Source organism: Myceligenerans xiligouense (assembly GCF_003814695.1).
In the GTDB taxonomy this organism is placed as follows: Bacteria; Actinomycetota; Actinomycetes; order Actinomycetales; family Cellulomonadaceae; genus Myceligenerans; species Myceligenerans xiligouense.
In genome coordinates, this window is the sequence record NZ_RKQZ01000001.1 from 2,020,974 (window position 1) to 2,038,958 (window position 17,985).

The 17,985-nt window shown below is 72.8% G+C and carries 17 protein-coding genes; 11 read left to right on the forward strand and 6 right to left on the reverse strand.

Annotation, left to right across the window (positions count from 1 at the left end):
- Positions 1 to 35: 35 nt before the first annotated feature.
- Positions 36 to 506 carry a PPOX class F420-dependent oxidoreductase gene (locus EDD34_RS08670; RefSeq protein WP_123814202.1) on the reverse strand — a complete coding sequence of 157 codons (471 nt, stop codon included), beginning with the start codon at positions 504 to 506 and terminating at the stop codon, positions 36 to 38.
- Positions 507 to 727: 221 nt separating this feature from the next.
- Between EDD34_RS08670 and aspS the strand changes: the two genes are divergently transcribed.
- From aspS to EDD34_RS08700, 6 genes are all read left to right on the forward strand, one after another.
- Positions 728 to 2,530: an aspartate--tRNA ligase gene (gene aspS, locus EDD34_RS08675; RefSeq protein ID WP_123814203.1), complete on the forward strand. Its 1,803-nt coding sequence runs from the start codon at positions 728 to 730 to the stop codon at positions 2,528 to 2,530.
- Entirely contained in the window at positions 2,527 to 2,724 is a 198-nt protein-coding gene (locus tag EDD34_RS20630) for a hypothetical protein (protein ID WP_170176911.1), read from the forward strand. The genes aspS and EDD34_RS20630 overlap by 4 nt, the downstream gene beginning before the upstream one ends.
- Before the next feature lie 117 nt (positions 2,725 to 2,841).
- The gene (locus tag EDD34_RS08685; RefSeq protein ID WP_123814205.1) at positions 2,842 to 3,408 is read left to right on the forward strand and encodes a DUF4190 domain-containing protein; all 567 of its coding nucleotides are present in this window, start codon (positions 2,842 to 2,844) and stop codon (positions 3,406 to 3,408) included.
- Between the two features lie 137 nt (positions 3,409 to 3,545).
- Positions 3,546 to 4,064, forward strand: a complete 519-nt coding sequence (locus EDD34_RS08690; protein WP_123814206.1) for a DUF4190 domain-containing protein — start codon at positions 3,546 to 3,548, stop codon at positions 4,062 to 4,064.
- Between the two features lie 17 nt (positions 4,065 to 4,081).
- On the forward strand, positions 4,082 to 4,570 hold the full coding sequence (locus EDD34_RS08695; protein WP_123814207.1) for a DUF4190 domain-containing protein: 489 nt from the start codon (positions 4,082 to 4,084) through the stop codon (positions 4,568 to 4,570).
- A 51-nt stretch (positions 4,571 to 4,621) separates the two neighbouring features.
- Positions 4,622 to 6,073, forward strand: a complete 1,452-nt coding sequence (locus EDD34_RS08700) for an FAD-dependent oxidoreductase (protein ID WP_123814208.1) — start codon at positions 4,622 to 4,624, stop codon at positions 6,071 to 6,073.
- A gap of 51 nt (positions 6,074 to 6,124) precedes the next feature.
- Here the strand turns inward: EDD34_RS08700 and EDD34_RS08705 are convergent, their stop codons facing one another.
- On the reverse strand, positions 6,125 to 6,826 hold the full coding sequence (locus EDD34_RS08705) for a DUF6314 family protein (RefSeq protein WP_123814209.1): 702 nt from the start codon (positions 6,824 to 6,826) through the stop codon (positions 6,125 to 6,127).
- Between the two features lie 170 nt (positions 6,827 to 6,996).
- Between EDD34_RS08705 and EDD34_RS08710 the strand changes: the two genes are divergently transcribed.
- From EDD34_RS08710 to EDD34_RS08720, 3 genes are all read left to right on the forward strand, one after another.
- Complete coding sequence (locus EDD34_RS08710; RefSeq protein WP_123814210.1) at positions 6,997 to 9,084, forward strand: M3 family metallopeptidase; 2,088 nt, start codon at positions 6,997 to 6,999, stop codon at positions 9,082 to 9,084.
- 239 nt (positions 9,085 to 9,323) lie between these two features.
- Positions 9,324 to 10,697, forward strand: coding sequence for a chitinase (locus EDD34_RS08715; RefSeq protein WP_123814211.1), 1,374 nt, complete (start codon positions 9,324 to 9,326; stop codon positions 10,695 to 10,697).
- Positions 10,698 to 10,755: 58 nt separating this feature from the next.
- Entirely contained in the window at positions 10,756 to 12,123 is a 1,368-nt protein-coding gene (locus EDD34_RS08720; protein WP_170177012.1) for a M20/M25/M40 family metallo-hydrolase, read from the forward strand.
- A gap of 24 nt (positions 12,124 to 12,147) precedes the next feature.
- Here the strand turns inward: EDD34_RS08720 and EDD34_RS08725 are convergent, their stop codons facing one another.
- Positions 12,148 to 12,594: a nitroreductase family deazaflavin-dependent oxidoreductase gene (locus EDD34_RS08725; RefSeq protein WP_123814213.1), complete on the reverse strand. Its 447-nt coding sequence runs from the start codon at positions 12,592 to 12,594 to the stop codon at positions 12,148 to 12,150.
- Between the two features lie 128 nt (positions 12,595 to 12,722).
- On the opposite strand from EDD34_RS08725, the gene EDD34_RS08730 reads away from it, so the two are divergent.
- A complete protein-coding gene (locus EDD34_RS08730) occupies positions 12,723 to 13,625 on the forward strand; it encodes a PAC2 family protein (protein ID WP_123814214.1) in 903 nt (300 codons plus the stop codon).
- Between the two features lie 40 nt (positions 13,626 to 13,665).
- On the opposite strand, the gene EDD34_RS08735 is transcribed toward EDD34_RS08730, so the two are convergent.
- The 3 genes from EDD34_RS08735 to EDD34_RS08745 all read right to left on the reverse strand — a co-directional run bounded on the left by EDD34_RS08735 (position 13,666) and on the right by EDD34_RS08745 (position 17,505).
- Positions 13,666 to 15,888, reverse strand: a complete 2,223-nt coding sequence (locus EDD34_RS08735) for an acyltransferase family protein (protein WP_170177013.1) — start codon at positions 15,886 to 15,888, stop codon at positions 13,666 to 13,668.
- Between the two features lie 11 nt (positions 15,889 to 15,899).
- A complete protein-coding gene (mshC, locus tag EDD34_RS08740) occupies positions 15,900 to 17,171 on the reverse strand; it encodes a cysteine--1-D-myo-inosityl 2-amino-2-deoxy-alpha-D-glucopyranoside ligase (RefSeq protein ID WP_123814216.1) in 1,272 nt (423 codons plus the stop codon).
- Between the two features lie 118 nt (positions 17,172 to 17,289).
- On the reverse strand, positions 17,290 to 17,505 hold the full coding sequence (locus tag EDD34_RS08745) for a DUF5703 family protein (RefSeq protein ID WP_123814217.1): 216 nt from the start codon (positions 17,503 to 17,505) through the stop codon (positions 17,290 to 17,292).
- 145 nt (positions 17,506 to 17,650) lie between these two features.
- On the opposite strand from EDD34_RS08745, the gene EDD34_RS08750 reads away from it, so the two are divergent.
- Positions 17,651 to 17,980 (forward strand): primosomal protein, encoded by a 330-nt coding sequence (locus EDD34_RS08750; RefSeq protein ID WP_123814218.1) that lies wholly within the window; start codon positions 17,651 to 17,653, stop codon positions 17,978 to 17,980.
- The last annotated feature ends 5 nt before the right edge of the window (positions 17,981 to 17,985 follow it).

A 17,985-nucleotide genomic window follows, 5' to 3' on the forward strand; every position in this document is an offset into this window, starting at 1 on the left:
CTCCCGGTCTCCTGTCGTGGCAGCCGGCCGCTGTGTCAGCCGTTCGCCAGGCGGGCCGGGAATCCTCCCGTGGCGACCGGGCCCCAGCGGTCGATCGTGAGGCGGATCAGGGACTTGCCCTGCGTGACCATGGCCTCGCGGTACTCGTCCCAGTCGGGGTGCTCCTTGCCGGCGGCGACGCGGTAGTACTCGACGAGCGGCTCCACCGAGTCGGGGATGTCCAGCACCTCGGCGGTGCCGTCCACCTGGACCCAGGCGTCGCCGAAGTCGTCGCCGAGCGCGAGGAAGGACGCCTCGGGACGCCGCCGCAGGTTCGCGGCCTTGGCGCGGTCGGGGTAGGTGGACACGACCACGCGTCCCTCGCCGTCGACCCCGAACGTCACGGGGGAGAGTTGCGGGCGGCCGTCGGCGCGGGTGGTGACAAGAACGCCGTTGTGCCGGCTGCGCAGCACCTCGAGGAGTTCGTCACGGGTGACCTTGGTGTTCGTGGCGATGGTGCGAGGCATGAATGCAGGGTACGCCGTGGGCGTTGCCGTCCGACCGGCGCGGCGACGGCGCCGGAAGTGCGGTGCCCGGGCATCGGCGCGCCTGGGGAAAACGGAGGGCTCCGTGTCCGCCGCAGCGACTAGACTCGCCATCGCGTACCGCACGTACGCCCAATCGTCGTCGCCCACGGTTCATCCCTGGCGCGGCGACACCACATCTGCCGTACGAAAGGACTTCCTCCGTGCTCCGCACCCACACGGCCGGCTCACTGCGAGCCGAACACATCGGATCGACCGTCACCCTCACGGGCTGGGTCGATCGCCGTCGTGATCACGGGGGAGTGGCCTTCATCGACCTGCGGGACGCGTCCGGCATCGCCCAGGTCGTCATCCGCGACGAGGAGATCGCGCACCCGTTGCGGTCGGAGTACGTGCTGCAGGTGACCGGCGAGGTCGCGCAGCGGCCCGAGGGCAACACGAACCCGAACCTCGCCACCGGCGAGATCGAGGTCATCGCGAGCGATGTCGTCACGCTCAACGAGTCGGCCCCGCTGCCGTTCCAGGTCTCGACGGCGATCGCGGACACCGAGCAGATCGGTGAGGAGGCGCGGCTCAAGCACCGCTACCTCGACATGCGCCGTCCGGCGCAGGCGCACGCCCTGAAGCTGCGCTCCCAGCTCAGCCGGGCCGCCCGCCGCGTGCTGGAGGCGCACGACTTCACCGAGGTCGAGACGCCGACCCTGACGCGCTCGACGCCGGAGGGCGCGCGTGACTTCCTGGTCCCGGCGCGCCTCGCCCCGGGCTCCTGGTACGCGCTGCCGCAGTCGCCGCAGCTGTTCAAGCAGCTCCTGATGGTCGGCGGGCTGGAGCGGTACTACCAGATCGCCCGGTGCTACCGCGACGAGGACTTCCGCGCCGACCGGCAGCCGGAGTTCACGCAGCTCGACGTCGAGATGAGCTTCGTGGACCAGGACGACGTGATCGCCCTGACCGAGGAGCTCCTCGCGGAGATCTGGAAGCTGATCGACGTCGAGGTGCCGCGCCCGGTCGAGCGCATCACCTACGCCGAGGCGATGCGCCTCTACGGCACGGACAAGCCTGACCTGCGGTTCGGCAACCCGATCACGGAGCTCACGGACTACTTCCGGGCCACGCCGTTCCGGGTGTTCCAGGCCGAGTACGTGGGCGCCGTCGTCATGAAGGGCGGGGCGAGCCAGCCGCGCCGCCAGTTCGACGCGTGGCAGGAGTGGGCCAAGCAGCGTGGCGCCAAGGGGCTGGCCTACGTGACGTTCAGCGACGAGGGCGAGCTCGGCGGCCCCGTCGCGAAGAACCTGTCGGACACGGAGCGCGAGCACCTCGCGAAGGTCACCGGCGCGGAGCCGGGCGACGCCGTGTTCTTCGCCGCGGGCAAGACGGCCGCCTCCCGCGCCCTGCTGGGAGCTGCCCGCCTGGAGATCGCGAAGAAGACGGGCGAGCTCGACGAGAACGCCTGGTCCTTCGTGTGGGTCGTGGACGCGCCGCTGTTCAAGCCGGCGGGCGAGGACGACGACATCGACGTCGGCCACTCCGCCTGGACCGCCGTGCACCACGCGTTCACGTCACCCAAGCCCGAGTGGCAGGACCGGTTCGAGCAGGACCCGGGCAGCGCGCTCGCCTACGCGTACGACATCGTGTGCAACGGCAACGAGATCGGCGGCGGGTCGATCCGTATCCACCGCCGGGACGTGCAGGAGCGCGTGTTCGACGTCATGGGTATCGGCCCCGAGGAGGCGCAGGAGAAGTTCGGCTTCCTGCTGGAGGCGTTCAAGTTCGGCGCCCCTCCGCACGGCGGCATCGCGTTCGGCTGGGACCGCATCGCCGGTCTGCTGGCCGGTGTCCCGTCGATCCGGGACGTCATCGCGTTCCCGAAGTCCGGCGGCGGCTACGACCCGCTGACCGACGCGCCCGCGCCGATCACGCCCGAGCAGCGCAAGGAGGCCGGCGTGGACGCCGTGCCCGAGCCTCGCGAGGGTGCCACGACTGAACCGGTCGCAGCCTCCCGGTGACGACCCTGTCCGACGGCGGTCGTGGTGGTGCCGAGCGCACCGGTCACGACCGCCTCGGGGCGAGGTCCGGGCTCGCCCGGCACGGCATGGTGACACCCGGGATGTACGCGGACAAAGCGGTGGCGCGCCGCGTTGACGAGCGGCTCGGGTTCCGGCTGATCCACGAGGTCGAGACCTGGCGGCGACAGGGGTGACGCGGAAGCGGCCCCGGACGGGGGGACGCGGACACGCCCGGCGGTACGTCGGGCGGACAGCCCTCCTCGTGACTAGGGTCGTAGTGCCGGAACACTGCGAGCGAGAGGTGGTCGCGCATGTCGACCAACGAGCCGGGAGCACAGAACCCGTACGACCCGCCGTCGGGCGGGAACGAGCCGGGCCCGCCGCCGGGGCAGCCGGGCGGCCCGCCCCCGGAACAGCCCGGAGGCGCCACCCACCAGCCGCGGGCACCCATGCCTCCGTCGGGGGCGCCGCAGTCCGGCCAGCCGCAGCAGCAGCCGGCGTCGTACGCATCCGGCGGCGTCCCGCCGTCCGCGCACCCGGCGCCGGGTATGCAGTACCCCGGCCAGCCGTACCCGAAGAACAGCCTGGGCGTGTGGTCGCTGGTACTGGGCATCCTGAGCTGGTTCCTCTGCCCGATCATCGCGAGCATCGCCGCGATCGTCACCGGCCACATGTCGCGTCGCGCCACGCGGGAAGGCCTGGCCGACAACGGCGGTCTGGGCCTCGCCGGCATCATCCTGGGCTGGGCGTCGCTCATCCTCTCGGTGGTCGGGATCATCATCTTCGTCGTCGCCTTCGGCGCGGCGATGAACGACCCGGCCTTCCGGGAATTCCTCAACGATCCGACAGCTTGGCCGTCCCTGGACTCCGACTACTGACGGGGACACCTCAGCAGGCTGAGTCGCCTCCGGGGTCCAGGCAGGGCGCGGAAACTTCCTCCGCATCGGATCCGGTTCGGTAGGGTTCAGACTGCTTCACATAGGTACTTCTGATTCTGAAAGAGGACACTGCCACCATGTCGACGAACACCCCCGGCGACCAGCCGTCTCCGTACGACCCGTCGGGGAGCGGGCAGCAGCCGCCGTCGCCGTACGAGCCCGGGCAGGCACCGCAGCAGCCGGCATCGCCCTACGAGCAGCCGGGGCAGACCCCGCCGCCGGCATCGCCGTACCAGCAGTCGCCGTACCAGCAGCAGCCCGGCGCCACGCCGTACCCGGCGGCTCCCGGCTACCCCGCGCAGTACGGCGGGCAGCCGTTCCCCAAGAACGACCTGGGCGTATGGGCACTCGTGCTCGGCATCATCAGCATCGTGATGTGCGGGTTCCTCGCCGGTATCCCGGCGATCATCGTCGGCAACAAGGCGCGCCAGGCCGTCCGCAACGGCGAGGCCGACAACGACGGCATGGGCCTCGCGGGCATCATCACCGGCTGGATCGGCACGGTGATCAGCATTCTCGTCATCGCCTTCTACGTCATCGTCATCTTCATCGGCGTCAGCGGGGGCTTCGAGTCCTCCACGGACTACTCGTACTGACGCGAGGACCGCGCCGCATGTCGATGCCACCTCCGGGTGACCTGTCGCCGGCACCGGACGACCATCCGGGGAGCGGGCACCGGCCCGCGCCGTACGGTCGGACCGGTCCGATCTCCCAGCCGTACCAGGGTCCGCCCGGCGCGGCGCAGGGTATGCCTCCCGGTCCTCCGCCCGCGGCCCCGCCCCCGGTGCCGTACGGCGGGCCGCAGTACGGCTATGTCATGCCGATGCCGCAGAACGAGCTCGGCCTCTGGTCCCTGGTGACCGGGATCCTCTCGTGGGTGGTGTGTCCCCTGGTGCTCGGGGTCGTCGCCATCGTGACCGGGCACGCCGGCATGAAGGCGGTCCGTGAGGGGAAGGCCAACAACGCGGGCGCGGCGACCGCCGGGTTGATCCTGGGCTGGCTGAACGTGGCCATGGTCGCCGGCGGTCTGCTCCTCTGGCTGATCTTCGGCGTGGCGATGGTGGGCGTCGCCGGGTTGGGCTCGCTCCTCTCGGCCGGCTGACGCGGGCCCCTCTCGCTTTCGTCGCTTTCCTGAACCAGGCACGATGGCGTCATGACCACCGATACGGACGTCGTCGTCGTCGGCGCGGGACCTACCGGTCTCCTGCTGGCCGGGGATCTGGCCGCCGCCGGGGTGCGCACCACCCTCGTGGAGCGGCGGTCCCGGCAGATCAGCAACCTGTCGCGGGCCTTCGCCGTGCACGCACGGGCCCTGGAACAACTGGACGCGCGCGAGATCGCCGAGCCGATCATCGCCGGGGGACAGGTGATCCGGAACCTGCGGCTGCTGAACCGTTTCGCGCTGGACCTCGGTGTCCTGCCGAGCCGGTTCCCGCAGGTGGTGGCGGTCCCGCAGTACGAGGTGGAGCGGGTCCTCCTCGAGCGTGCGGAGGCCGAGGGCGTCAGGTTCACCTACGACAGCGAGCTCGAGGGCCTCGACCAGGACGCCGACGGCGTCAGCCTGCGCGTCACCGGGCCGGACGGCGACCGGACGCTGCGGGCCCGCTACGTCGTGGGATGCGACGGCCACCACTCCGCGGTCCGTGACGCCATCGGGCTGCCGTTCCCCGGCCGGGCCGTCATCAGGTCCATGGTCCTGGCGGACGTACGGCTCGCGGAACCGCCGTCGGACGTTCTCACGGTCGCCGTGCGCAACGAGTCCTTCTGCTTCATCGCCCCGTTCGGCGACGGCTACCACCGTGTCATCGGCTGGCGGTACGGCCGCGACGTGCCCGAGGACACCCCGCTCGACCTCGACGAGGTGCGCGAGACCATGCGCGCGGCGTTCGCCACCGACTTCGGCATGATCGACGCCCGCTGGACGTCTCGCTTCCACTCGGACGAGCGGCAGGCGCCCCACTACCGGGTGGGCCGCGTCTTCGTCGCCGGCGACGCCGCCCACGTGCACTCGCCCGCCGGCGGTCAGGGCATGAACACCGGCCTGCAGGACGCGGCGAACCTGTCCTGGAAGCTCGCTCAGGTCGTGTCGGGCACCGTGAGCGGCGCCGCCGCCGAGGTGCTCCTCGACTCCTACGAGGCCGAGCGGCACCCGGTCGGCACGATGGTGCTGCGCGCGAGTGGTGCCCTGGTCCGGGCCGCACGCGGGAAGGGCTTCGTCGCGCGTGCGCTGGGTGTGCTCGTCGTGGGGGTCGTCGGGAACCTCCCTCCGGCCCGGCGCCGCGCGATGGGCATGATCTCCGGCATCGGGATCTCGTACCGGCGTCCGCGCGGCGCGCACCGTCTCGTGGGTCTCCGAGCTCCGGACATTCCGCTCTTCCCGGAGGAATCTGGGGGTGTGACGCGCCTCTACGAGGCGCTGCGGTCCGGCGGCTTCGTCGTCGTCCGGGGAGCCGCGGACGGCGGGGTGGGCGCGGTCCCGGCCGACCCGCCGCCCGGCAGCCAGTACGCGCGGTGGGCGGCCGACGCCGTCCAGGTCCGGCGCGCCGACGGCGAGCGCACCACCGTACTGGTCCGTCCCGACGGCTACGTCGCCTGGGCGGGATGACCCAGGAGCGGAGCTCCCGGGGGTGATGGTCGCCGACCGGGTGCCGCCGTGCTATCCGCGGCGCGAGTAGCGGGTGACCATCGTGTAGTCCTTGGCGGGCCCGGTGACCCGCCAGCGGATCGACCAGGTGGGCGTGCCGGAGAGCGGGTCGCCGTCGGCCGTGGACGTTCTGCCGGTCGCGAGGCGTGCGGGATCGTTCGCGGGGCGTGCGGGGCCGGTCACTGGTCCTGCGGCACCGGCGTCGGGACGTGCGTTCGGCGTCCTGGAGCCGGGCGTGACCCTGCCCTCGTAGAGATCACGCCCGCACGCGTGCTCGACCGGCAGCGCCGTCCAGGGGTGGAAGTCCCGGCCGTCCTCGAAGGTCACCCGCCAGTCGCCCGCCGCGGCCCCGGTCGCGTCGTCGTCCCCGGGGACGTGGTCGCGGCCGGGTCCCGTGCTCGCCGATCTGGTCACCGGCACCGCCGGGGCGGGGGCGACCATCGCCGCGTCGTCGTCCTGCGGTGCCGAGCCGTCCGACGATGTCTCGTCGTCCGACGCCTCGGGCGCCGCCGAGCCGCGCACCAGGAACAGCGTGCGGCTCACCGGCGTGCTCCGGTCCGCCCAGCGCAGCGTGCCCTCCTCGGCCCAGCGGATCCGGCCGTCGCCCTCCGGAGTGAACGTGGCCGTCCCGTCGGCGGCGTACTCCGTGTCGTCGAGACGGTCGCGCACCTCGCGGCGGAACTCCCAGACGCCGACGAGCTGTGACGGATCCACGGCTCCACCTTAGGGGCCCGGGTGGCTGCGGCCGGCGACCGCCTGCCCGGCCGGCGACCGCCTGCCGGCTGGGGGGCCGACCACGTTCCAGGGACCGACCACCGACGGACCGGGCGGCTCCTCCGGGGGAAGCCCGCCTCGTCAGGGCGCGGCTGGGCGAGAATGGCGCCATGACGATCCCCGACGCCGCCACCGCGGCCGCTCTCGATCCCGCGAACCCGCACGCCGTACCCTCCACGCTCCCCTACGAGCTGCCCGACTACACGGCGATCCGGGAGGAGCACCACGAGCCCGCGATCGTGGCCGGCATGGCCGCCCAGCGGGCCGAGGTCGAGGACATCGTCACGAACCCCGCCCCGCCGAGCGTGGAGAACACCCTCGACGCGCTCGAACGGTCCGGCGGCCTCCTCGGCCGGGCACTGCGAGTCTTCTGGAACCAGCTGGCCGCGGACGCCACGCCCGGCCTCGAGGAGATCGAGGCCCGCCTCGCCCCCCAGCTCGCCGCGCACGAGGACGCCGTCTACATGGACGCACGCCTCTACGAGCGGGCGCGAGCGCTCCAGGACCAGGCCGACGCCGGGACGCTCACGCTCGAACCCGACACCGCCTACCTCCTCGAGAAGCTCCTGGCCCGCATCCGCCGCTCCGGCATCGAACTGTCCGACGCCGACCAGGACACCCTCCGCGACCTCAACGCCCGGCTCACGACGCTCCAGGCCGAGTTCGGCCGCAAGCTCCTGGCCGGCGCCAACGCCGCGAGTGTCCTCGTCACCGACGAGGCCGAGCTCGACGGACTGTCCGACGCCGCACGCGCGGGTGCGCGGGCGGCCGCCGAGTCCCGCGGCAGCGAGGGCTGGCTGCTGGAGATGCAGCTCTTCAGCCACCAGCACGTCCTGGCCTCCCTCGCCCGCCCCGACGTGCGCGCCCGCGTCCAGGCCGCCTCCGAGAACCGCGGGCGCGACGGTTCCGAGCACGACACCCGCGCCACCCTGCTGGAGATGGTCCGCCTGCGTGCCGAGCGCGCCCGGCTGCTGGGCTACGAGCACCACGCCGCCTACGTCGCCGAGGACGCCACCGCGGGCACCACCCGGGCCGTGGACGACATGCTCGCCCGCCTCGCCCCGCCCGCCGTCGCGAACGCCCGGGCCGAGCACGCCGACCTGGAGGCGCTCGCGGGCGCGAGCGTCGCGGCCGCCGACTGGTCCTACTACGCGGAGGCCGTGCGCAAGGACCGCTTCGCCCTCGACGACGCGCTGCTGCGCCCGTACCTGGAGCTGGAGCGTGTCGCGCGCGACGGCGTGTTCCGCGCCGCGAACCTGCTGTTCGGCCTGTCGTTCACGGAGCGCGACGATCTGACCGGCTACCACCCGGACGTGCGCGTCTTCGAGGTGTTCGACCAGCCGGAGCCGGGGGAGCCGGGCCAGGGGCTGGGACTGTTCGTCGCCGACTGGTTCACCCGCGAGTCCAAGCGCGGCGGCGCGTGGATGAACAACCTGGTGGACCAGAACCGCCTCCTGGGCCAGAGGGCTGTCGTGGTGAACAACCTCAACATCGTCCGCGCGCCCGACGGCGAGCCCACGCTGCTCTCCTGGGACGAGGTCACCACGATGTTCCACGAGTTCGGGCACGCGCTGCACGGACTGCTGTCCGACGTGCGCTACCCGTCGCAGTCGGGCACGAACGTGCCGCGCGACTTCGTCGAGTACCCCTCGCAGGTCAACGAGATGTGGGCGTGGGACCCCGAGATCCTCGGCCACTTCGCCGTGCACCACGAGACCGGTGAGCCCATGCCGCGCGAGTGGGTCGACACGATGCTCGCCTCCCGGCAGTACGGCGAGGGCTTCTCCACCACGGAGTACCTCGGCGCCGCGCTGCTGGACCAGGCGTGGCACCAGCTCACCCCGGAGGGCGTGCCCGCGGCACCGGACGACGTCGCCGGCTTCGAGCGGGCCGCTCTCGCCGCGGCGGGCGTGGACTTCGAGCCTGTTCCGCCGCGCTACCGCACCACCTACTTCAACCACGTCTTCGGCGGCGGCTACTCGGCCGCGTACTACTCGTACATCTGGTCCCAGGTGCTGGACGCGGACACCGTCGAGTGGTACGCCGAGAACGGCGGGCTGACGCGCGAGAACGGGGAGGCGTTCCGGCGGCTCCTGGCGCGCGGCGGCTCCCAGGACCCGTCCCGGTCGTTCCGGGAGCTCCGCGGCCGCGATCCGCGGATCGCCCCGCTGCTGGAGCGCCTCGGCCTCGACGGCTGAAGGGCCTCCGGCACCCGCGCCGCGGCCCCGACGCCGGCCCCGGCCCCGACGCCGACGCCGACGCCGAAGGCCCGACGGCCCGACGGCCCGACGCCGACGGCCCCGGCCAGAGGGTCACGGGACCCGCGGCCAGGACGATGAAGCGACCTGGACCGGCAGGTACGGGAAAGTACTGATGCGCCGCCGGACCGCCGGTCGTACGGTCTCCTTACTAACTCGTTGGATGGTTGGAGAAGACCATGCGCACACGGCTCCGGCGGCGCACGAGTGCCGCCATCACCTCGTTGTTCGTCGCTCTTGTCGCCGTCGCAGGGCTGGGCGGGATCGTGCCGGCTCAGGCTGCCACCGGTGCCGTCGTCGGCTACGCCGACAAGTGCGTCGACGTCGCGGACGGAAACAGCGCCGACGGTACCCCGGTGCAGCTGTACACGTGCAACGGCACGGCGGCCCAGACCTGGGACGTCCGCGCCGACGGAACGATCCGCGCGCTCGGCAAGTGCCTCGACGTCGCCTGGGCGGACCCGGCGAACGGCACCAGGGTGCAGATCGTCGGCTGCAACGGCAACGCCGCCCAGCAGTGGACCCACCACGCGGACGGCACGCTGCGCGCACTGGGCAAGTGCCTCGACGTCGACGGCTGGAACAGCGCCGACCGCACACCGCTGGTCATCTGGGACTGCCACGGCGGCGCCAACCAGCAGTGGACACTGCCGACCGGCGGAGGCGGAGACCCGCAGCCGGGTCGCATGGCCGGAGCGCCCTACCTGTACCTCGGCTGGGGCAACCCGCAGAACCCGGTCGACGTCATGAACCAGACCGGCGTGCGCGGGTTCACCATGGCGTTCATGCTCTCCTCGGGCGGCTGCAACCCCGCGTGGGACGGTCAGCGCCCGCTGACGGGCGGCGTCGACGAGCAGACCATCGACGCGATCAAGGCCGCCGGCGGACAGGTGCAGATCTCGTTCGGCGGCTGGTCCGGGAACAAGCTCGGCCCGAACTGCGCGACACCGGAGGCATTCGCCGGCGCCGTGCAACGCGTGATCGACGCGCACCACCCCCACGTCGTCGACTTCGACATCGAGAACTCCGACGAGTTCGAGAACGAGGTGGTCCAGGACCGCATCCTGCGCGGGCTGGCGATCGTCAGGCAGAACAACCCGGACACGAAGATCGTGGTCACGTTCGGTACCGGCGTGAACGGCCCCACCTGGTGGGGGACGCGCCTGATCAACCGGGCCGCCGAGTTCGGGACGCCGATCGACAACTACACGATCATGCCGTTCAACTTCGGTGGCGGGGACATGCGCGCCGACACGATCAGCGCCGCGCAGGGCCTGAAGAACCAGCTCATGGCAGCGCACGGCTGGTCCGAGGCCGAGGCGTACGCCCACGTCGGGATCTCCGGCATGAACGGGCTCTCCGACCAGGGCGAGACCACCACACCCGCGCAGTGGACGGCGATCCGCGACTGGGCGCGCGCACAGGGCGTCGGACGATTCGCCTACTGGTCCGTCAACCGGGACCGCCCGTGCCCGGGCGGCGGTGTCACCAGCAACTGCAGCGGCATCGCCCAGGCCGACCTGGAGTTCACCAGGATCACCGCGGGCTTCTGAGGGAGCCTTCGGTGGGCCCGCTCCGTCCACACCGGGGGGCGTGGACGGAGCGGGTACCGTGTCGGACGTGACCGAGACTGCGCGACCCGCTTCCCCCGCCCTTTCCGTCCCCGCCGCCGAGGACGAGGTGGTCGGCATCTGCCGCGACCTCATCCGGTTCGACACCTCGAACTACGGCACCGGCGAAGGGCCGGGGGAGCGGGCCGCCGCCGAGTACGTCATGGAGCTGCTGACGGAGGTCGGCCTGGTGCCGGAGATCTTCGAGTCCGAACCGGGCCGGGCGTCCGTCGTCGTGCGGCTGGAAGGAGCCGACCGGTCGCGGCCCGCGCTCGTGCTGCACGGCCACCTCGACGTCGTGCCCGCGGCCGCCGGAGACTGGAGCGTGGACCCCTTCGCCGCCGAGGAGACCGACGGGCTCATCTGGGGCCGCGGCGCCGTCGACATGAAGGACATGGACGCCATGATCCTGTCCGTCGTGCGGCAGATGGTGCGCGAGGGCCGCAAGCCCGCCCGCGACGTCGTCGTCGCCTTCTTCGCCGACGAGGAGAACGGCGGCCGGCTCGGCGCCGGCTACATGACCGCCGAGCACGCCGACCTCTTCGAGGGCGCCACCGAGGCGGTCAGCGAGGTCGGCGGGTTCTCCGTGGACGTCGGCGGCCACCGCGCCTACCTGCTGCAGACCGCCGAGAAGAGCCTGTCCTGGATGCGGCTGCTCGCCGACGGCCGCGCCGGCCACGGCTCCCAGGTCAACCACGACAACGCGGTCACGGCGCTCGCCGAGGCCGTCGCCCGCATCGGCAGGTACGCGTGGCCCTACACGCCCACGCCCACGGTGGACGCGCTGCTGAGCGGTGTCGCCGACCTGACCGGCCTGCCTTACGACGCCGCCCGCTTCGCCGAGGACCCGGGCATGGTGGACGACCTGGTCGCCGCGCTCGGCCCGGCCGCCAAGTTCGTGGGCGCCACCGTGCGCAACACCTCCAACCCCACCCAGCTGGACGCCGGGTACAAGGCGAACGTCATCCCGGGCTCGGCGTCGGCGGCGGTCGACGTGCGGCTTCTGCCGGGCCACGAGGCCGAGGGCATCGAGACCCTCAAGGAACTGGCCGGACCCGGCGTCCGGGTCGAGCCGATCCACCAGGACGTGTCCCTCGAGGTGCCGTTCACCGGATCCCTCGTGGACGCGATGGTCGACGCCATCGCCGCCGAGGACCCGGGCGCGACCGTGCTGCCGTACACGCTGTCGGGCGGCACGGACAACAAGTGGATGTCCCGCCTCGGCATCACCGGCTACGGGTTCGCCCCGCTGCGGCTGCCCGCCGACCTCGACTTCGCCGGCATGTTCCACGGCGTCGACGAGCGCGTGCCGACCGACGCCCTCAAGTTCGGCACCCGCGTGCTGGACCGCCTCCTGACGACCTGCTGACGGGCGGCGGCGGCACGGCGGGGCTCAGTCCTCCGGCTCCAGGAGGAACAACGGGATCTGCCGGTCCGTCCTCTTCTGGTACTCGCCGTACGTCGACCAGGTGGCCACCGCGTACTCCCACCACTCGGCCCGCTCGTCACCCGACAGCTCGCGCGCCACGTACGCCTTCCGCACCGGCCCGTCCTGGAGCTCGACCCGCGGGTTGGCGCGGAAGTTGTACACCCAGACCGGGTTCTTCTGCGCGCCGCCGCGCGACCCGACGGCCAGGTACACGCCGTCCTTCTCGACGCGCATCAGAGGCGTCTTGCGGATCTTGCCGGTCTTCGCGCCGCGGTTGGTGATCACGACGATCGGGTCACCACCGCCCCGCAGCGTGTTCGCCTCGGCGCCACCCGACGCCTCGAACGCCTCCACCTGGTCACGCACCCACCCGGCGGTGCTCGGAACATATTCACCCTCTAGCTCGTGCATGCTGATTCCAACGGCAGACGTGCGCGGAAATTCCAGACGCGCCCCGACACACCGTGCCCCGGACACACCGCGCCACGCCACGGGCGAACGCACCCCGGACCGGCAGGCGTACCCCATAGGGTGGGAGGATGACCGACGCCCAGTCCGAGCCGAACGACCAGGCCCCGACCCCCCGCACGGTCCGCAGAACCGTGCTCCTGGCTGCCTTCGAAGGCTGGAACGACGCCGGGGGCGCGGCGACCAGCGCGCTCACCCACCTGTGCGAGGTGTGGGGCGCGGAGAAGGTGGCCGAGCTGGACCCGGACGAGTATCACGACTTCCAGGTGAACCGGCCCACCGTCGCGTTCGACGACGACGGCAAGCAGTACATCACCTGGCCGACGACCTCCGTCTGGGTGGCCCGCCTGCCCGAGCGCACGGTCGTGCTGGTGCACGGCATCGAACCGTCGATGCGCTGGCGCAAGTACTGCGCCGAGCTGCTCGACCTGGCCGGGGACCTGGGCGTCGAGTCGTTCGTGACGCTCGGCGCGCTGCTGGCGGACGTGCCGCACACGCGGCCGATCCCGATGACGGCGACCTCGGACAGCGTCGGCGTGCAGGCGGTGCTCGACATCGAGGCCAACACCTACACGGGCCCGACCGGCATCGTCGGCGTGATGCAGCACGAGGCCGCCGAGCGCGGCCTGCAGTCCGTCTCCCTGTGGGCCGCGGTGCCGCACTACGTCGCGAACCCGCCCTCGCCCAAGGCGGCGCTCGCGATCCTCACGCGCATCGAGGAACTGCTCGGCGAGTCCATCGACATGGGCGACCTGCCGGACGACGCCGCCGCCTGGCAGCAGGGCGTCGACGAGCTCGCCAGCGAGGACTCGGAGATCTCCGAGTACGTCGCCCAGCTCGAGGAGGCGAAGGACACCGCCGAGCTGCCCGAGGCGTCCGGCGACGCGATCGCGCGGGAGTTCGAGCGCTACCTGCGCCGCCGTGACGGTGGCGGCAAGGACGGCAAGGACCCGGGCGGCGCCGGATCGATCTGAGCCGGCGCCGTGCGGTCCGGCGCCCCGTCCGGGTGGGGCGCTACTCGAACAACCACGGCGCGGCCGTGCGGACCGCGGCGTCCAGGTCGGGGCCGAGCGTCTCGGCGTACGTGCCGGTCAGATGGTCGTGGTCGCGGTAGACCAGCACGTTGCCCACCACCACGTCACACGTGTCCGGCCCGCAGATCGCGTCCGTGAGGTCGAGGTGCACGATGCCGGGCGTGGCAGGCCCGGGCGTCGCGGTGCCGGGAACGGCAGACCCGGCGCCCGGCGACACGGCGGGGAACCCGGTCCCGAACAGGTCCTCGCGGGGCACCGAGCACGCCGCCACCGCCTCGTCCCGCGGCAGGTGCTGGTGGCTCCACAGGCAGGAGGGGACGCGTTCGGTGAAGCGCGGCGTGTCCCGCACGCCGACCACCTGGATCCCCGCGTCCGTGACCGCCTCCCAGGCCGCCGCCTGCTCGGGGACGACGACGTCGGTGCCCTCGGTGGAGGTCTTCGTGCTCTCCACCACGACGACGTCCGGCCGCTCGGCGATCACCCGCGCGAGCGCGTCGGCGGACCACTCCACGCAGAAGCGGTGGGAGGCCTCCTGCCCGACCGTGAGCCGGCAGCCGTGCTTGATCATGGCCGTCAGCTCCCAGCCGGCGTCGTCGGCCACCTGGACCCAGGCGTCCTCCCAGTGCTGGGTGTGGGATCCCCCGACCAGGTAGACGCGCCGGGTCGGCTCGCCCGCCTCGGGGGCGGCGATGACGCAGGTGACCACCTCGCTGCTCGTCCTGTCCCCGTTCGCGCAGTCGGTGAGGTGGCGTCCGTCGCTGCCCCCGATCGCCGTGGACGGCCGGAACGGCACGTCCGCGCGCCCGGCGTCCTGGGACCAGCCGGTACGGAGGACGGCCGCCCCGGGATGGGCGGCCGACGGCTCGGTCAGCGCGGCGAGCGCGGCGCCGCGTCCGCGCTCCAGGCCGTCGGCGCTCGCCCACGCGCCACCCGCGAGCACGAGCGACGCCGTGCCCAGCAGCGCGGCGGTCCGGACCGGGAGCCGGCGGCGCGGCCGGCTCCTGCCCGCATCGGCCACGGGCCGCGCGGTCCGCCGTTCGACCGGTCGTGCCACCCAGCGCACGGTCGCCCAGGCGAGCAGCACCGACACGCTCACCACGGCCGCGCCGTCGAGCACGCCCGCGCGGGACCGGCCGGTGAAGGCCAGCCAGGCGATCAGGAGCGGCCAGTGCCACAGGTACAGCGCGTACGAGATCGTGGCCAGCCTGCGGGGGAGCGGGCCACCCAGGACGCGCGTGAACAGCCCGGGCCGGGAGTCGCCCGGCCTCGCGGTGCCGGCGGTTCGCGGCTCGCCGGCGTCGGCGGCGAGCAGGACCAGCAGGGCGCCCACCACGGGGAGGAGGGTGGCGGGGCCCGGGAACAGCCGTCCGCCGTCGAGGAGGAAGCCGCAGCCGACGACGGCGGACAGCCCCGCCCACCCGGCCGTGCCGCGCAGCGCGGGGGACAGCCGCACGCGGCCCACGGCCAGCGCGAGCAGCCCGCCCGCGCCGATCTCCCAGATCCGGGCGGACGTGTCGAGGTAGGCGACCGGCTGGGCGACGGAGGTGAGCCAGACGGCGTACCCGAGCGACCCGGCCGTCACCACGCCCAGCAGCGCGCCGAACAGGCGCTCGGGGGTGATCCTGCGGCCCCGGACGCGGCGGATCCGTGCCGCGAGCATCACGCACCCGAGCGCGACCACCGGGAGCGCGGCGAGGTACTGGACCTGGACGGCGAGGGACCAGAAGTGCTGCAGCGGGCTCGTGCCCGGGCCGGCCGCGCCGTAGGCGAGCTCGGCATCGATGAGTCGCCAGTTCTCCCAGCTCGTGGCCGACGCCGCCACCTCGCGCAGCACGTTCTCCCACCGCCACGGGGGCAGCAGCGCCAGCATGCCGCCGGCCACGGCGAGGAGCACGACGAGCGCGGTCGGTGCGAGCCGGACCAGGTCACGGGACCAGGCGCCGGGCACGGTGAGCCGGCCGGTCGTCGCGCGGCGCAGCACGGCGCGTGTCGTGAGGAACCCGGTGATCACCAGGAACACGTCGACGCCGCCGGACACCCGACCCGCTCCGAAGACGTGGAACAGCACGACCAGGGTCAGCGCGACCCCGCGCAGCCCGTCGATCTCCCCGATCCGGCCCGTCCCGGCCGTCCGGTCGGCGCGGACCCTCCGGCCGGCGCCGGCCCTACGGCCCGCGTCGGCCGTGCTGGTGTTCTCGGGCACCGTGGCGCCGGTCAGAGGCGGACGCCCAGGAGGGCGTTGACCGCGCGGGAGAGGACGCCCGGGGCGCCCTCCTCGTCGGCGGACGCGTCGCGGGCCGGGTCCAGGGCGTCGGCGGCCCAGGCGTCCACCGCGGCGAGCGCGGCCGGAGCGTCCAGGTCGTGTGCCAGGGCGGCGCGGACGGAGGCCAGGGTCTCGTCGGCGGGCGGGCCGCCGTTGCCCGAGACCGCCGCGCGCCACCGCTCGAGACGCTCCGCGCCCGCGGTCAGGTCGGCGTCGGTCCATTCCCAGGCCGTGCGGTAGTGGTGGGCGAGCAGAGCGAGCCGGATCGCCATCGGGTCGGCGCCCGCGGCCAGGAGCCTGGAGACCAGGACCAGGTTCCCCCGCGACTTGCTCATCTTCTCGCCCTGGTAGGCGATCAGGGCCGCGTGCAGGTGCGCGCCGGCCGCCTGGACACCGAGCGCGCGCAGATGGGAGATCGACATCTCGTGGTGCGGGAACACGAGGTCGGCGCCCCCGCCCTGGATGTCGAACGTGCCCGTGCCGGCCAGACCGAGCCCGTCCCGGGCGATCACCGCGCACTCGATGTGCCAGCCCGGGCGGCCGCGGCCCAGCGTTCCGCCGTCCCAGGCGGGCTCTCCCGGGCGCTCGGCGCGCCACAGCAGCGGGTCCAGCCGGTCACGCTTGCCGGGCCGGTCCGGGTCGCCGCCGCGCTCGGCGAACAGGGCGCCCATCGTGGCGGCGTCGAGGTGGGACACGGCGCCGAAGCCGTCGTCGGTGGACAGATCGGCGTAGATGTCGTCGCCGGTCACACCGTCGTCGGACGGCGGGACGCGGTAGGCGGCACCGGTCTCCAGCATCGCGGTCACGGCGGCGGCGACGTCCGGGACGGACTCGACGACGCCGCTGTACACGTCCGGCGGGACGACGCCGAGCGCCGTCATGTCCTCGGCGAACAGGGCCACCTGCTCGCGCGCCAGATCTCTCCAGTCCACCCCGGTGGCGGCGGCGCGTTCCAGCAGCGGGTCGTCGACGTCGGTCACGTTGGACACGTACGTGACCTCCTTGCCCGCGTCGCGCCAGGCGCGGACCAGCAGGTCGAAGGTCACGTACGTGTTCGCGTGGCCGATGTGCGTGGCGTCGTACGGCGTGATGCCGCAGACGTACAGGCCCGCCGAGGCGCCGGGCGCGGCCTCGACGAGACCTCCGGTCGAGGTGTCGTGCACCTGGATCTTGTGGGAGCTGCCAGGGATCGCGGGGATCTGAGGGAAGGGCCAGGAATGCACGCGCACAGCCTAGACGCTCGGTGTGACGCGGCGGGACCCCGGCCACCGTTCCGGGGCACAGGTCACACCGCGGGCGTTCTCCGGGTCAGGTCGTCGGACAGGACTTCAGGTGGGGTGCTCACAGCGTCGGCCGCACCCGGATGATCTTGCGCCGCAGCCACACCCGGCGCTCGCCACCCAGGTAGAGCCGCGTCCGGGCCAGCTCCCAGCGGCCGTACTCGGCCTCGTCCGTGAGGAGCTTGCGAGCGTCGGGCACGCTCGTGGATCTGTCGATGGTCACGACCCGGTACTCGTACTGGCCGTGCTTGCGCCACGTGGAGCCGTCACTCGCCATGTGTCACCGTCCCCGTCACAGACGACAATTCGTCCGACTATTGTGGCCCATCCGTTGACAGGATCAAGGGATTCGGGTCACGACCCGGCGATCGAATGCCGCTGACCGATACCGCAGGCCAGCGCGCGGCAGTAGAGTTCGATGCATGACCGCTGACCCGCGCGCCGCACTCGACCGCCTCGTGGCCGCACTCGAGGCCCACTACAACGCGGTCGCCACGAGACGGAGCGATGACGACCCCGCCGTCGACGACGCCTACGACGTGCTCGCCGACGCCTACGAGGTGTACGAGGACGCTCTGGCCACGCGTTTCGGCGAGGTCACTCCGTTCTACCTGGCCGAGGATCTCGACGACGAGGACGAGGACGACGACGGCGGCGACGAGGACGAGGACGACGACCTCGACTACGACTTCGAGGACGAACTCGCGGACGTCGACGACGCGGCGGCGCCGGCGGGCGGGCCCGCGCGCTGAGGCAT

Bases quoted from the DNA above. Each gene is read 5' to 3' on its own strand.
- EDD34_RS08745 (WP_123814217.1), bottom strand. From the start codon at position 17,505: ATGGCGAGTGACGGCTCCACGTGGCGCAAGCACGGCCAGTACGAGTAC.
- EDD34_RS08670 (WP_123814202.1), bottom strand. From the start codon at position 506: ATGCCTCGCACCATCGCCACGAACACCAAGGTCACCCGTGACGAACTC.
- EDD34_RS08730 (WP_123814214.1), top strand. From the start codon at position 12,723: ATGACCGACGCCCAGTCCGAGCCGAACGACCAGGCCCCGACCCCCCGC.
- EDD34_RS08690 (WP_123814206.1), top strand. From the start codon at position 3,546: ATGTCGACGAACACCCCCGGCGACCAGCCGTCTCCGTACGACCCGTCG.
- EDD34_RS08695 (WP_123814207.1), top strand. From the start codon at position 4,082: ATGTCGATGCCACCTCCGGGTGACCTGTCGCCGGCACCGGACGACCAT.
- EDD34_RS08685 (WP_123814205.1), top strand. From the start codon at position 2,842: ATGTCGACCAACGAGCCGGGAGCACAGAACCCGTACGACCCGCCGTCG.
- EDD34_RS08725 (WP_123814213.1), bottom strand. From the start codon at position 12,594: ATGCACGAGCTAGAGGGTGAATATGTTCCGAGCACCGCCGGGTGGGTG.
- EDD34_RS08715 (WP_123814211.1), top strand. From the start codon at position 9,324: ATGCGCACACGGCTCCGGCGGCGCACGAGTGCCGCCATCACCTCGTTG.
- EDD34_RS08750 (WP_123814218.1), top strand. From the start codon at position 17,651: ATGACCGCTGACCCGCGCGCCGCACTCGACCGCCTCGTGGCCGCACTC.
- EDD34_RS08700 (WP_123814208.1), top strand. From the start codon at position 4,622: ATGACCACCGATACGGACGTCGTCGTCGTCGGCGCGGGACCTACCGGT.
- EDD34_RS08710 (WP_123814210.1), top strand. From the start codon at position 6,997: ATGACGATCCCCGACGCCGCCACCGCGGCCGCTCTCGATCCCGCGAAC.